Genomic DNA, 13,765 nt, shown 5'->3' with positions numbered 1-13,765 from the left:
TCAATTGTTGACTCTGGAGGTGTTGGATGAGAGTCGATCGGTTGGGTCCGCCGGTGCTGTCCCTGTTCCGCATGGTGATCGGCCTGTTGTTCCTGCTCCACGGGATGTCGTCGCTGTTCGGCCTGTTCGGCGGGGCGCGGGGCACCGGGCAGGCGGTGCCGGTCGGCCAGTGGCCGGGCTGGTGGGCCGCGCTGATCCAGGCCGTCTGCGGCGCGCTCGTGCTGGTCGGGCTCCTCACCCGGCCCGCCGCGCTGCTCGCCTCCGGCTCCATGGCGTACGCGTACTTCGTGGTGCACCAGCCGGACGGGCTGCTGCCGCTGCGCAACGGCGGCGAGCTCGCGGCGCTGTTCTGCTGGTCGTTCGTGCTCGTCGCGGTGCTCGGCCCGGGCGGCTGGGCGCTCGACAGCGTCCTCGGCCGCCGCCGCTCCTCGACCGCCACTCCCACCCCCACCCTCACCCCCGCCCGCTGACCCACCGGGCGGCGACAACTTCCGGGAAGTAGTGGTCTCAGCCGGCGACGAGGCCACTACTTCCCTGAAGTTGTGCGGACACTGCGGCGCAGCTCACAGGGTGGGAAGAACGGGTGGCGGCCCGGGAGGACCGTCGTAGACTCGGCAGCACAACTGCATACCTCATCCAGAGGGGCTGAGGGATACGGCCCAAAGACGCCCCGGCAACCACCCACGCGCTCGACGACGAGCGGCGCGGGCAGGTGCCAATTCCGTCCCCGCCGCAGGGTGCGGTGTGGGGAAGATGAGAGGACTCCTCGACATGACGTCGACCCTCGCCGCGTCCGGCATCGACACCACCGCCAGCCCCGCCCGCGCCCTGGTCTGCCGGGCCTGTCAGGCCCGCTACCCGCTCGCCGCGCAGCACGCCTGTTTCGAATGTTTCGGCCCGCTGGAGGTCGACTACGACCCGGCCGCCCTGGCCCGCGTCACCCGCGAGCAGATCGAGGCCGGCCCCCGCAACCTGTGGCGGTACGCCGCCCTGCTCCCGGCCGGCCAGGACCCGGCCGCCCGGGTGACCCTCGATCCGGGGCTGACCCCGCTGGTCGCCGCCCCGCACCTGGCCGCCGAGCTGGGCATCACCGCCCCGCTCTGGGTCAAGGACGACAGCGCCAACCCCACCCACTCGTTCAAGGACCGGGTCGTCTCGGTGGCGTTGACCGCGGCCCGGGCGCTCGGCTTCACCCGGTTCGCCTGCGCGTCCACGGGCAACCTGGCCAACTCCGTCGCCGCGCACGCCGCCCGCGCCGGGGTCCCGTCCGTCGTGTTCATTCCGAGCGACCTGGAGCAGGGCAAGGTGATCACCACCGCCGTCTACGGCGGCGAGCTGGTCGCCATCGACGGTTCGTACGACGACGTGAACCGGCTCTGCGGCGAGCTGGTGGAGACCGACGAGTTCGAGGACACGGCGTTCGTCAACGTCAACGTCCGGCCGTACTACGCCGAGGGCTCCAAGACCCTCGGGTACGAGGTGGCCGAGCAGCTCGGCTGGCGCATCCCGGCCCAGGTGGTCATCCCGATGGCCAGCGGGGAACTGCTCACGAAGGTCGACAAGGCGTTCAGCGAGCTGGTCGAGATCGGTCTGGTCGAGGCGCCTGCCGGCGGCTGGAAGGTGTTCGGCGCCCAGTCCGCCGGCTGCAACCCGATCGCCACCGCCCTGCACGCCGGCAGCGACACCATCACCCCCGTCAAGCCCACCGGCATCGCCAAGTCGCTGAACATCGGCGACCCGGCCGCCGGCCTGTACGCGCTGGAGGCCGTCCGGCGCACCGGCGGGTGGATGGAGTACGCCGACGACGACGAGATCCGCGCGGGCATCCGCCTGCTGGCCCGGACGGCCGGCGTCTTCGCCGAGACGGCGGGCGGGGTGACCGTGGCGGTGTTGCGCAAGCTGGTCGAGTCCGGCCGGCTCGACCCGACGGCGGAGACGGTGGTGTTCAATACCGGCGAGGGCCTGAAGACCCTCGACGCGGTCGCCGGCCAGGTCGGCCCGACCCACCGGATCAGGCCGTCCCTGCGCGCCGCCCGCGACGCCGGCCTCCTCGGCTGACCCACCCACCCCGCCCCCACCCGACCTCGGCGATCTTGCACTTGTGGCCCTCGTTTCGGGGTGTTCGCGCCATATGTCGGGCCGTAACTGCAAGATCGCGGGAGGTTCGGGCGGGGCGGGGCAGCGGTGTCCGTCGGTCGGGTGGGGACGGATCGCCCGGACGGGGGATAGGGCGGATCCGTTGGGTAACGGGCTTTTCGCGTTCGGTGTGAAAAACCTGCCGGTAAGGACTTGACGGCAGGAACCGGACGGGCGCACGATGCTCCGTGCGGGAGGGCGTTTCGCCGGAGACTTTTCAAGTCATCCGACCCAGCGCCGGAGGCGTTGTGCGACCGTCCCTCCCGACCAACCTCCGATCGGGCCAGCGAGGAAATTCGCTGGCCCGATCGTCTTCTCCGGGCCACTCTCGGGCCATGGGTATCGACATCGCGCCGATCGACCCGGCCGACCAGGCGGCGGTCGACGGGGCGTACCGGATCAGGGCGGCGGCCGAAGCGGCGGACGTGCCGGACTTCCCGCCGGTGTGCCGGCGGCGGTTCGAGGGCGCGATCCGGCACCCGATGCCGGGCACCGAGGTCGTGGCGGCGCTCGCCCGGCTCGACGGGGTGCCGGCCGGGTACCTCCGCCTCGACCTGCCGCAGCTCGACAACACCGAGAACGCCAGCCTCGACCTGGCCGTGCACCCGGCGCACCGGAGGCGCGGCGTCGGCCGGGCGCTGCTCGGCCACTGCGTGCGCCTGCTGCGCGAGCGGGGGCGCAAGCGGGTGTTCGCCCCGGCCGTGTCGGCCCTGCCCGGCGGCCCGGAGCGGGGCGGGGCCGGTGGGGCGTTCGCCGCCGCGACGGGCGCGCTGCCCGCGCTGGCCGAGGTCCGCCGCCGGCTCGACCCGACCCGCCTCGACCGGGCCGCGCTCGACGACCTGCTGGCCGACGCCCGGTCCCGCGCCGCCGGCTACCGGGTCGTCCGCTGGTACGGCCACACTCCCGCCGAGTACGCGGCGGACGTCGCCTACCTCGACGGCCGGCTGATGGCCGACGTGCCGCTGGGCGACCTGGAGTGGGAGCCGGAGAACATCGACGTCGAGCGGCTGCGGGGGACCGAGCGGGCGCTGGACGTCCGGGGGCGGCGCCGCTACCACCAGGGGGCGGTGCACGTGGCGTCCGGCCGGCTGGTCGCCTGGACGCTGCTCGACGTCGGCCCGAGCACCCCGTGGCACGCGTTCCAGCAGATCACCATCGTCGACCCCGACCACCGGGGGCACCGGCTCGGGCTGCTCGTCAAGATCGAGAACCTGCGCCACCTGCTCGCCCACGAGCCGGAGCTGCGTGCCGTCGACACCTTCAACGCGGCGGCGAACGCCCACATGATCAGCATCAACGAGCGCCTCGGCTTCCGCCCGGTCGACGGCTGGACCGACTGGCAGCTGACGATCTGAGTTGTGACACGGCCCTACTGATCGGGGTGGTTCCTGTTGCATGATGGCGGGCATGACGGAGACCCCGCACCCCCTGTACGACAGGCACGCCGACACCCTCACCCGTGCGTTGACCGCCATCACGGAGCGCGGGTACTGGTCCGCCTACCCCGAGTCGCCCAGCCCCCGGGTGTACGGCGAGACCGCCGCCGCCGACGGCAAGGCCGCCTTCGAGGCGTACCTGAACGGCGACTTTCCCCTCGACCAGCCGGGCTCGGGCGACCGGGTCGCCACCGAGGCGAGCCCGTTCGGGCTGGAGCTGAACGTGCGCTACCCGCACGCCGCCGCCGCCGACCTGGTGGCCGCCGCCTCGGCCGCCCTGCCGGCCTGGCGCGACGCCGGCCCGCAGGCCCGGGCCGGGGTCTGTCTGGAGATCCTGGCGCGGCTGCACAAGCACGTCTTCGAGCTGGCCAACGCGGTGCAGTTCACCAGCGGCCAGGCGTTCGTGATGGCCTTCCAGGCCGGCGGCGCGCACGCGCTGGACCGGGCGCTGGAGGCGATCGCCTACGCGTACGCGGAGATGACCCGGCACCCGGGGACGGCCGGCTGGGAGAAGGCCGCCGGCAAGGGCGACCCGCTGCGGATGACCAAGACGTTCCACGTGGTGCCGCGCGGGGTGGCGCTGGTGATCGGCTGCAACACGTTCCCGACCTGGAACTCGTACCCGGGCCTGTTCGCCTCGCTGGTCACCGGCAATCCGGTGGTCGTCAAGCCGCACCCGCTCGCGGTGCTGCCGCTGGCGATCACGGTGAGGTACGCCCGGGAGGTGCTCGCCGAGGCGGGCTTCGACCCCAACCTGGTGCTGCTCGCCGCCGAGGCCCCCGGCGAGAAGCTGGCCTCGACGCTCGCGCTGCACCCGGCCGTGCGGATCGTCGACTTCACCGGCTCCACCGAGTACGGCGACTGGCTGGAGGCCAACGCCCGGCAGGCGGCCGTCTACACGGAGAAGGCCGGCCTGAACACGGTGGTGATCGACTCCACCGACGACTTCGCCGGCATGTGCCGCAACCTCGGCTTCACGTTGACGCTGTACAGCGGCCAGATGTGCACCACCTCGCAGAACATCCTGATCCCGTCCGGCGGCATCGAGACCGACCAGGGGCACCGGAGCTTCGACGAGGTGGCCGCCGGGATCGCCGCGGCGGTCGGCAAGCTCACCGCCGACCCGGCCCGTGGGGTCGAACTGACCGGCGCGATCGTCAACGACGGCGTGCTGGAGCGCCTCGACGAGGTCACCAAGGTCGGCGAGACGCTGCTGGAGTCCCGTACGGTCGAGCACCCGGCGTTCCCGGGCGCGGTGGTGCGGACGCCGACGATCGTCAAGCTGACCGCCGACGACACGGCGGTCTACTCGCGGGAGTGGTTCGGGCCGATCTCGTTCGTCATCGCCACCGACTCCACCGCGCACAGCCTGGAGATCATGCGGGCGACCGTCGGGGAGAAGGGCGCGCTGACGGCCGGCGTCTACTCGACCGACGAGGCGGTGCTGGACGCGGCCGAGGCGGCGGCGATCGACGCCGGGGTGCACCTGTCCTGCAACCTGACCGGCGGCGTCTTCGTCAACCAGTCGGCGGCGTTCTCGGACTTCCACGGCAGCGGCGCCAACCCGGCCGCGAACGCGGCGCTGACCGACGGCGCGTACGTCGCGAACCGGTTCCGCGTCGTCCAGAGTCGCCGCCACGTCTGAGGTGTGCGGAAGGGCCCCCTTCCGGGTGGGAGGGGGCCTCTCGACGCGTCGACCGGGCTCCGGCGACCTCGGCCGCCAGCGCCGTGACCCGCGCTCAGGCGGGGCGGCGCATCTGCAGCTCGCGCAGCGTGGGGAACTTCGGGTGCGGCACCCGTACCCCGGTGTCGACGAAGCCCAGCCGCCGGTACGCCCGGCAGGCCCGGTCGTTGCCCACCACCACCTCCAGCATCAGCTCCGGCCGCCCGCACTCGCGGGACCAGGCGGCCACCGCCTCGATCAGGTCGGCGAGCAGGCCGGTGCCGCGCCAGGCCGGCGTGACGTAGACGGCGTAGATGACGGTCAGCCCCGGGTCGTGCGGCGCGACGGTCCCGCCGGCGTGTCCGACGAGCCGGCCGGCCCGTCCGGTGAGCCGGCCGGGCTCGCCGACGGGCCGGCCGGCCCGTCCGAGCCGGTTGGCCTCGCCGATGGGCCGGTTGGCGTCGCCGGTGGGGCGGCCGGCGGGGGCGTCGTGCGGCTCGGCGACGAACTGCGCGGTGCGCGGGCCGGCGGCGACCGACGCCACCCGGGCCGCGATCTCGGCGTGCGGTCGGGCCGCGGCGTCGGCGACGGTCTCCAGGAAGGCCAGCGGCGCGTCGGCGAGCATCTCCAGCCGCAAGGCGCGCATCCGGGCCGTGTCCTGCGGCGTCACCCGGCGTACGGTGGCCGTCACCGCCGTGGCGGTCGGCGCGGTGCGGCCGGTGGCCTGCGGGCTTGGCGCTGCTGTCATCCCGCATGCCTACCGCAGTGATGGACGCCTATGCGGGTCCGGGTTGAGGTCGGTCCGATATTGGCCGTTTTGGGATCGTGCGCTGCTGTCACCGCTCGTGTACCGTGCGATTTCGGTCACTGATTTCGTGGTCGTCGTCGACCCCGGAAACGGTGGTCCGGGGCTGCCGGTTGGGCCGGTGTCCCGAGGGTTGTGAAAGGCCGCGCGACGTTAAGGAAGTGCACCGTGGCACAGGGCACCGTGAAGTGGTTCAACGCCGAGAAGGGCTACGGCTTCATCGCCGTCGACGGCGGTCAGGACGTATTCGTACACTTCTCCGCCATCGAGATGGACGGCTACAAGGCGCTGGACGACGGGCAGCGGGTGGAGTTCGAGATCGCCCAGGGGCAGAAGGGCCCGCAGGCCGAGCGGGTCCGCGTCGTCGCCTGACCCTCGACCGGTTCCGGGGCCCGCGCACGTGGCGGGCCCCGACCACGTTCCCGGGGGCCCGCCGCGTCCGTCCACCTGAAACGGGGCAGCGGATGCGGGGCGGGACCAGGCAGGATCATGAGCCGTTCCGGCGTCGCCGCTGAGGAGGGCTCATGTCGCAGCCGCCCGTACCCGACCGGCCTGCCCCGGGGTCCTGGGACCCGGGCGAGTTCGGCCAGACCACGAGCTGGGATCCGGCCGTGCCCGAACGGACGGATGGCTCGGGCGCGTGGACGGCTCCCCAGCCGGCCACCGGTCCGGGCCCGTACGCCGGACTGCCCGCGTACCCGTCACACCCCGGCCCGGTGCCGCCCGGTCAGCCGCCGGGAGCCGCGCCCTGGCCGCCGCCCGGATACGACCCCGCAGACCCGCTCGTCACACCGCCCGGGCAGGGCCTGAGCGGCTGGTTCTCGCGCTGCGCGGGTGCCGTGCGCCGCGGTTGGCGGCAGCTCATGCCCATCCTGCTGCTCACCCACGCCCTGCCGACGCTCGCGTTGCTGCTCGCGGTGGTGCCCCTGTACCCCGTGCTGCCGCCGGAACCCACGGCGCCGGGCGCGCCGCCCGCCGCGCTGCCCGACGGGTACTTCGCCGACTTCGGCGTCTTCCTCGCGGCCCTGCTCGGCCTCAGCTGTCTGCTCGCGCTCGTCGAGGCGGTCGGCTGGGCGGCCGGCACCTGGGTGGTCGCGCGCCAGGCGGCCGGCGAGCCCGCCCCGGTCGGCGCCGCCCTCCGGTACGGCCTGCGCCGCGCCCCGGCGCTGTGGGGCTGGACCCTGGTCTACGGCCTGTTGGTGGTGGTCGGGTTGGTCCTGTGCTACCTGCCGGGCCTGTACGCGATGGCCGCGCTGAGCCTGTTCGGCCCGGTGCTGCTCTTCGAGCGCGGTGCCCCGCTGGGCCGGGCCCGTGAGATGTTCCACGCCCGCCTCGGGCCGGTGCTGGGGCGGATCGCGCTGGTCGGGCTCGCGGCGTCCGTGTTCTCGCTGGTCCTGGCCCCGGTGCAGGTCGCGGGCGCGCTGCTCGGCGATCCCGCCGACGCGGCCAGCTTCAGCGGGTGGAACGTCGCGTACGCGGTGGTGGCCGCCGTGATCACGCTTCCGTACGGCCTGGTCCACCTTGTCGGCCTCGTCGTGACGTACGCCGAGCAGCGGGCGTGCGAGGCTCCGGTGACGGCCGCCCGGCTGGCGGGTGAACTCGGCTGACCGTGAGCGTGGCGCCCGGATCGGTTGCGCTGGTCGGGCCGCGCCGGAGCGGCCCGACTGGCCCATCGTGCTTGCACTCGGCAGGGCAGAGTGCTAAACAAGTCATTGGCACTCGCGTACGGCGAGTGCCAATGGTCGGGGCGGTGGGGCCACGGCCTCCCGGTGGGTGACCGCCGGGCGGCACATGGCCGGTCGTCGCGGGCTATCCGGCCCGGCCGAAGGACGTCGTCGTCGCCAGGTGGCGACGTCCCAAGGTGCGTACACCAGGCGGCCCATCCGGGACACAACACTCGGGTGGCCCGTGAGTGTCCAGGAGGACAACGCCGTATGGCCAAGATGATCGCGTTCGACGAGGAGGCTCGCCGCGGCCTCGAGCGGGGCATGAACCAGCTCGCCGACGCCGTGAAGGTGACCCTCGGCCCCAAGGGCCGCAACGTCGTGCTCGAGAAGAAGTGGGGCGCTCCCACCATCACCAACGATGGTGTGAGCATCGCCAAGGAGATCGAGCTCGAGGACCCGTACGAGAAGATCGGCGCCGAGCTGGTCAAGGAGGTCGCGAAGAAGACCGACGACGTCGCCGGTGACGGCACGACGACGGCGACCGTCCTGGCCCAGGCCCTGGTTCGCGAGGGCCTGCGCAACGTGGCCGCCGGCGCCAACCCGATGGCCCTGAAGCGGGGCATCGAGGCCGCCGTGGCCAGCGTCTCGGAGGAGCTGCTCAAGCTCGCCAAGGACGTGGAGACCAAGGAGCAGATCGCCTCCACCGCCTCCATCTCGGCCGGTGACACCAGCGTCGGCGAGATCATCGCCGAGGCGATGGACAAGGTCGGCAAGGAAGGCGTCATCACCGTCGAGGAGAGCAACACCTTCGGCCTGGAGCTGGAGCTCACCGAGGGCATGCGCTTCGACAAGGGCTACATCTCCGCGTACTTCATGACCGACCCGGAGCGTATGGAGGCCGTCTTCGACGACCCGTACCTCCTGATCGTCAACAGCAAGATCTCGTCCGTGAAGGACCTGCTCCCGATCCTCGAGAAGGTCATGCAGAGCGGCAAGCCGCTGCTGATCATCGCCGAGGACATCGAGGGCGAGGCCCTGGCGACCCTGGTCGTCAACAAGGTCCGGGGCACCTTCAAGTCGGTCGCCGTCAAGGCGCCGGGCTTCGGTGACCGCCGCAAGGCCATGCTCGCCGACATCGCCATCCTCACCGGTGGCCAGGTCATCAGCGAGGAGGTCGGCCTCAAGCTGGACGCCGTCGGCCTCGACATGCTGGGCCGCGCCCGCAAGGTCGTGGTGACCAAGGACGAGACGACCATCGTCGACGGTGCCGGCGACGCCGAGCAGATCCAGGGCCGGGTCAACCAGATCCGGGCCGAGATCGAGAAGAGCGACTCCGACTACGACCGCGAGAAGCTGCAGGAGCGCCTGGCCAAGCTGGCCGGCGGTGTTGCGGTGATCAAGGTCGGCGCGGCCACCGAGGTCGAGCTGAAGGAGCGCAAGCACCGCATCGAGGACGCGGTGCGCAACGCGAAGGCCGCCGTCGAGGAGGGCATCGTCCCGGGTGGTGGCGTCGCGCTGGTGCAGGCCGGCAAGACCGCCTTCGACAAGCTGGACCTGACCGGCGACGAGGCGACCGGCGCGCAGATCGTCAAGATCGCGCTGGACGCCCCGCTGCGGCAGATCGCCGTCAACGCCGGCCTGGAGGGTGGCGTCGTCGTCGAGCACGTCCGCAACCTGGAGGCGGGCCACGGCCTCAACGCCGCCAACGGCGAGTACGTGGACCTGCTGGCCGCGGGCATCATCGACCCGGCCAAGGTGACCCGCTCGGCGCTGCAGAACGCCTCGTCGATCGCCGCGCTGTTCCTCACCACCGAGGCCGTCGTCGCGGACAAGCCGGAGAAGACCCCGGCCGCCCCGGCTGGCCCGGGCGGCGGGGACATGGACTTCTGAGTCCAGCTCCACCAACGCCGAAGGGGGCGGGCCGCTGACGCGGTCCGCCCCCTTCGTCATCTCCGTACCGTCGCGGTCGCGCCCCCGGGCGGGGCCGCCGGGCGGGCCTACGTCGGCAGGGGACGCTGGTTGCGTCGCTTCCGCGCCCGGTCGTACGGCTGCTGGATGCGGATCGGCTCGTCCACCAGGGCCAGTGGCTCCTCGGCCATCGGCGCGCCCGCTCCCGCCATCTCGGCCAACTGCTCGGCGTCGCCGTAGTCCAGCCGGTCGAACGGTAGTTGCCCCGGGAGCTCGTCGACCGGCGCCCAGGTGACGGGCTGTACGTCGTCGGTCTGGTCGTCGTCCGTGGTCATGACTGCCTCCTCTACCGGAACGGTAGGGGCCGTCGATGGCCGACGCGGCCGAACGGGACTATTCGGATCTATATCCTTTTTGCGCTCTCCGGGTGCCCGCCGTCCCCGAACGGTCAGTCGACGGCCGCCCCGACCGGCTTGCGGTACAGGAAGAAGACCCGCCCGATCCGAGCCCCCACGCTGCCCGAATAGAACGACACCGGCCCGACCCAGCCGATCTGGGCAGATTCAGCCCCCTCGTCCCGCTGGTCACGCAGGCAGCGGCGCAGCAGCACCCCGCCGATCCCCGAGCCCTCCGCCTCGGGCGCGGTGCCCATCGGCCCGAACCAGGTCGGCCGGGACGAGCCGTAGGCGGCGAAGCCGATGATGCGCCCGTCGCGTTCGGCCAGGTGCGCCCCCGCGCCCGGCCGGCCCACCGAGCCGGCCAGCTCCCCGTCCCAGGCGCCGCCGAACGTGGACCGGGCGAACGCCGCCAGCGCCGGCAGGTCCGCCGGCTCCGCGCGCCGCACCGCGACGCCCCGGTCGGCCAGCCGCCGCACCGCCGGCTCCGTCGTCCGCAGCGCCGGCGACCCGTCGTACGACAGGTCGGCCGTCATGTTCAGGGCCGTCCGGTCCTGCGTGTAGCCCAGCGCCAGCGCCGCGCAGATCGCCGGCGTGTACCGCACGTCGATTCCCGGCCAGGCGTAGTACGGCGGATTGCCGGCCAGCAGCACCTCCACCGCGCCCCGCTCCGCCAGGACCCGCTCGGCCCGGGCGAGCAGCGCCCGGCCGACGCCCCGGCGGCGCTGCTCCGGGGCCACCGCGACCAGGTCGACGTGGCCGACGGCCGGCTCCCGGGCGGCCAGCGAACCGATCAGCACCCCGACCAGCTCCGCCCCCCGGTACGCGCCCAGCGCCAGCACCGCCCGGTCCGCCGAGGCGCGGGTGTGCAGGGTGTCGACGATCGCCGCCGCCTCGGCCGCGTCCTCGGGCAGGTCCAGCGCGCGCCGGCACAGGGCCACCACGTCGGGCAGCGCGTCCGCGGCCAGCTCGGCGACGATCGTCTCCGCGTCCATGGTCGCCGACCCTAGGCCATCGCCGCCGGGGCGGACACCCGCCCTTTCACCCGGCGCGGGCGGCGCGCACGGCGGCGTACGCGTCGACGACGCCCGCCCCGGTGATGTTGGCGTCGCCGGCGCAGGCGTCGGACGGGTTGCGGGAGCGGTACGTCGGCTCGGCCGGGGTGGCCGTCTCGCGCAGGATGCGGCGGGTGCGTTCCACGTCCCCGACCAGGGCCGGGTTCGCCGACCACATCAGCGCCACCACCCCGGCGACGTGCGGCGTCGCCATCGAGGTGCCGTCCAGGGTGGCGTACCCGCCGCCCGGCATCGCGGAGAGCACCCCCGCGCCCGGGGCGACCACGTCCGGCTTCGCCGCCCCCGGGACCGGCCCCCGGCTGGAGAACTCGGTGACCCGGCGCTGCCGGTCCACGGCGCCGACCGTGAACACCTCCGGGTACGTCGCCGGCGGGTCCTCGATCGACCCGCAGTACGGCCCGGTGTTGCCGGCCGCCGCCACCACGAACACGCCGGCCGCGTCCAGCGCCGCCGTCGCCGCCCGCAGCGCCCCCGGATCGCAGCCCTCGATCGGCGGGCAGCCCCACGAGTTGGTCAGCACCTGGGGGCCCCGCTCCGGGCGTCCGTCGGTGAAGGGGTCGCCGCCGGCGGGGAACGGGGCCAGCATGAACTGCAGGCAGTCGAGGTAGCGGGCCGGGCTGCCGAGGTTGCGGTCCAGGTTGACGCAGCCGACCCAGCTCGCCCCCGGCGCCACCCCGATGCCGCCGCGCCCGACCGCGCTGCCCGTCGTGTGGGTGCCGTGCCCGCCCCGGTCGGTGGGCGTACGGGTGTGCGACCACGGGTCGTACCAGGAGTCGTTTCCGCCCCGGAAGCCGTCGGCCAGCGCCGGGTGCCGGCCGTCCACCCCGGAGTCCGAGCTGCCGACCACGACGCCGGCGCCGGTCACGCCCAGCTGCGACCAGACCCGGTCGGCGCCGACGAGCGAGACGTTCCAGGCCGGACCCGTCGGGGCGGGCTGCCCGCCGCGGGTGGTCGGGGCGGCCGCCGGGAGCGGGCGCAGCCGCTGGCTCACCAGCACCCGGGCCACCTCGGGCCGGCGGGACAGCCACGCCCGCACGCCCGGCCCGCCGTCCACCTCGACCGCGTTGACCAGGTAGTACGGCCTCGGGGCGAGCCCGAGCCGGGACAGGTCGCGGCGCAGGCCGGCCTGGGTGCGCTCGGCCGTCCCGACCAGCCGTCGGTAGACCTCCCGGGCCCTGGCGTCGCGGCCCGCCCGGCCGGGCGCACCGGCCGGCACGCCGCTCAGGTCGGCCTGCTCGCGCAGCACCACCAGCAGCCGCTCCCCGTACAGGCCGGGTTGGCCGGGGACGGCGTACACCGCCGCCGCCCCGGCGAGCAGGACCGCGGCCGTCCCGGCCGCCACCCGTCGGCTCGGCGTCCGGCCGCGCGGGCGGGCCAGCAGCACGCCGTACGCGACGGCCAGGACCGCGGCCACCGCCAGCCCGGCGACGGCGGCGACCGCCACCCAGAACGGGACGTCCCGGTCCGCCGCCAGGAGGAGGGTGATCTCCTCGGGGTCGGCGAAGGCCAGCGGCCCGAACGCCGCGAGCCCGACCAGCCAGCGTGCCGGGGCGGGGCCGGCCGGGCCGTTCCCCCGGGCGGCCGGGGCCTGGAGCGCGGCCAGCGCGAAGCCGAGCGGCGGCAGGGTCAGCAGCGCGGGCAGTTGCGTCCCGGACTGGCCGACCCCGGCCGCGACCAGCAGCAGCGCCACCCCGGCCACCAGGCCGCCGACCAGCACCAGCCGGGCCGGCCGGGGCGGGCGGCCCACCGCGAAGCACGACCAGAACGGCGCGTCGAGCAACGCCCCCGCGAGGACGCCGACGGCCGCCGCCGCTGCCGCCGCGAGCACGGTCTCCAGCAGCCCGCCCAGCGCGCCGACCCACGCCCAGGGCAGCAGCGTGGCCAGCCCGGCGGCCGCCGCCAGCAGGGTCGCCGGGGCGGGCCGCCGGAACGCCCCGCCCGCCCGGCCCACGCCGCGGGCGGCGGCGACCGGCGGTCCGTCCGCGGGGGACGGCGGCGGTCCGTCCGCGGCGGCCAACGGCGGCCCGCCGGCGGGGGACGGCGGCGTCGGCCCGTCCAGGGCCCGCTGCGGCGCCGGGAGGCGCTTCCGCGGCAGCCGGCCGAGCACGGCGGCGAGCACCGCGGCGGTCAGGGCCAGCGCGGCCAGGTAGCCCTCGTGGTGCACCGGCGGGAGCGCGCGCAGCAGGGTGAGCGCCGCGAAGGCCAGCAGCCCGGCGAGCCAGGCCCGCCCGGTGGCCCGGACCGCCCCGGCGCGGGGCAGCAGGGCGAGCAGCAGCACCGGGACGCCGGCCAGCACGACGGTCAGCAGCGCGACCGCCGGCCACAGCCAGACTGTCCGGTCCAGCCCGGTGGCCAGCCGGGTCTGGTCGGCCAGCCAGCCGACCAGTTCGGTCGGGACGGTGACCCCGACCGTCCAGCAGCCGACCAGCGTCGCCGCCACCGCCGGCCAGGGACCGGGGCGGTGCGGCGGCGGGGGCGGCGGGACGGGACGACCGGGCGGCGGTGGGGGGCCGACCTCCATTCCGTTACCTTTCAGTGCGCTCTGGCGAGCTCACGGTTGGTAGTCCCGCCTTGCGGTGGGACGGTCCCGGTCTGACCGGCGGCTGCCGTGCCGGGTTCACGTTTCACAGCCGCCTGCCCGTGTTGGCGGGTCTTCTGGTCGGCTCCACGTGCTGCCAC

At 74.4% G+C, this 13,765-nt stretch carries 11 protein-coding genes and 1 riboswitch; of the genes, 7 read left to right on the top strand and 4 right to left on the bottom strand.

The window, feature by feature from the left end:
- Positions 1–26 precede the first annotated feature (26 nt).
- From ABGB16_RS20075 to paaN, 4 genes are all read left to right on the top strand, one after another.
- A complete protein-coding gene (locus tag ABGB16_RS20075; RefSeq protein ID WP_347669625.1) occupies positions 27–470 on the top strand; it encodes a DoxX family protein in 444 nt (147 codons plus the stop codon).
- A gap of 159 nt (positions 471–629) precedes the next feature.
- Positions 630–760: riboswitch (SAM riboswitch) on the top strand.
- Between the two features lie 11 nt (positions 761–771).
- Positions 772–2,058 (top strand): threonine synthase, encoded by a 1,287-nt coding sequence (thrC, locus tag ABGB16_RS20070; protein WP_347669624.1) that lies wholly within the window; start codon positions 772–774, stop codon positions 2,056–2,058.
- A 413-nt stretch (positions 2,059–2,471) separates the two neighbouring features.
- On the top strand, positions 2,472–3,491 hold the full coding sequence (locus ABGB16_RS20065) for a GNAT family N-acetyltransferase (RefSeq protein ID WP_347669623.1): 1,020 nt from the start codon (positions 2,472–2,474) through the stop codon (positions 3,489–3,491).
- A 52-nt stretch (positions 3,492–3,543) separates the two neighbouring features.
- Positions 3,544–5,217 carry a phenylacetic acid degradation protein PaaN gene (gene paaN, locus ABGB16_RS20060; protein ID WP_347669622.1) on the top strand — a complete coding sequence of 558 codons (1,674 nt, stop codon included), beginning with the start codon at positions 3,544–3,546 and terminating at the stop codon, positions 5,215–5,217.
- Positions 5,218–5,311: 94 nt separating this feature from the next.
- On the opposite strand, the gene ABGB16_RS20055 is transcribed toward paaN, so the two are convergent.
- Positions 5,312–5,983: a GNAT family N-acetyltransferase gene (locus ABGB16_RS20055; RefSeq protein ID WP_347669621.1), complete on the bottom strand. Its 672-nt coding sequence runs from the start codon at positions 5,981–5,983 to the stop codon at positions 5,312–5,314.
- Positions 5,984–6,208: 225 nt separating this feature from the next.
- Here ABGB16_RS20055 and ABGB16_RS20050 point away from each other — a divergent pair, with 225 nt between their 5' ends.
- The 3 genes from ABGB16_RS20050 (at position 6,209) to groL (ending at position 9,597) form a co-directional block, all read left to right on the top strand.
- The gene (locus ABGB16_RS20050; RefSeq protein ID WP_007073263.1) at positions 6,209–6,412 is read left to right on the top strand and encodes a cold-shock protein; all 204 of its coding nucleotides are present in this window, start codon (positions 6,209–6,211) and stop codon (positions 6,410–6,412) included.
- Between the two features lie 152 nt (positions 6,413–6,564).
- Complete coding sequence (locus ABGB16_RS20045) at positions 6,565–7,647, top strand: hypothetical protein (RefSeq protein ID WP_347669620.1); 1,083 nt, start codon at positions 6,565–6,567, stop codon at positions 7,645–7,647.
- A gap of 327 nt (positions 7,648–7,974) precedes the next feature.
- Complete coding sequence (gene groL / locus ABGB16_RS20040; protein WP_088976320.1) at positions 7,975–9,597, top strand: chaperonin GroEL; 1,623 nt, start codon at positions 7,975–7,977, stop codon at positions 9,595–9,597.
- Positions 9,598–9,704: 107 nt separating this feature from the next.
- On the opposite strand, the gene ABGB16_RS20035 is transcribed toward groL, so the two are convergent.
- The 3 genes from ABGB16_RS20035 to ABGB16_RS20025 all read right to left on the bottom strand — a co-directional run bounded on the left by ABGB16_RS20035 (position 9,705) and on the right by ABGB16_RS20025 (position 13,607).
- Positions 9,705–9,950, bottom strand: coding sequence for a hypothetical protein (locus tag ABGB16_RS20035; protein WP_347669619.1), 246 nt, complete (start codon positions 9,948–9,950; stop codon positions 9,705–9,707).
- Between the two features lie 113 nt (positions 9,951–10,063).
- Positions 10,064–11,005, bottom strand: coding sequence for a GNAT family N-acetyltransferase (locus ABGB16_RS20030; RefSeq protein WP_347669618.1), 942 nt, complete (start codon positions 11,003–11,005; stop codon positions 10,064–10,066).
- 46 nt (positions 11,006–11,051) lie between these two features.
- Positions 11,052–13,607, bottom strand: coding sequence for a S8 family serine peptidase (locus tag ABGB16_RS20025; RefSeq protein ID WP_347669617.1), 2,556 nt, complete (start codon positions 13,605–13,607; stop codon positions 11,052–11,054).
- Positions 13,608–13,765 lie beyond the last annotated feature (158 nt).

Origin of the sequence: Micromonospora sp. B11E3, assembly GCF_039871625.1 — a bacterium.
Lineage (GTDB): Bacteria > Actinomycetota > Actinomycetes > Mycobacteriales > Micromonosporaceae > Micromonospora.
Note: the sequence above shows the minus strand (reverse complement) of the source record. Positions and strands in the feature narration are given on the sequence as shown.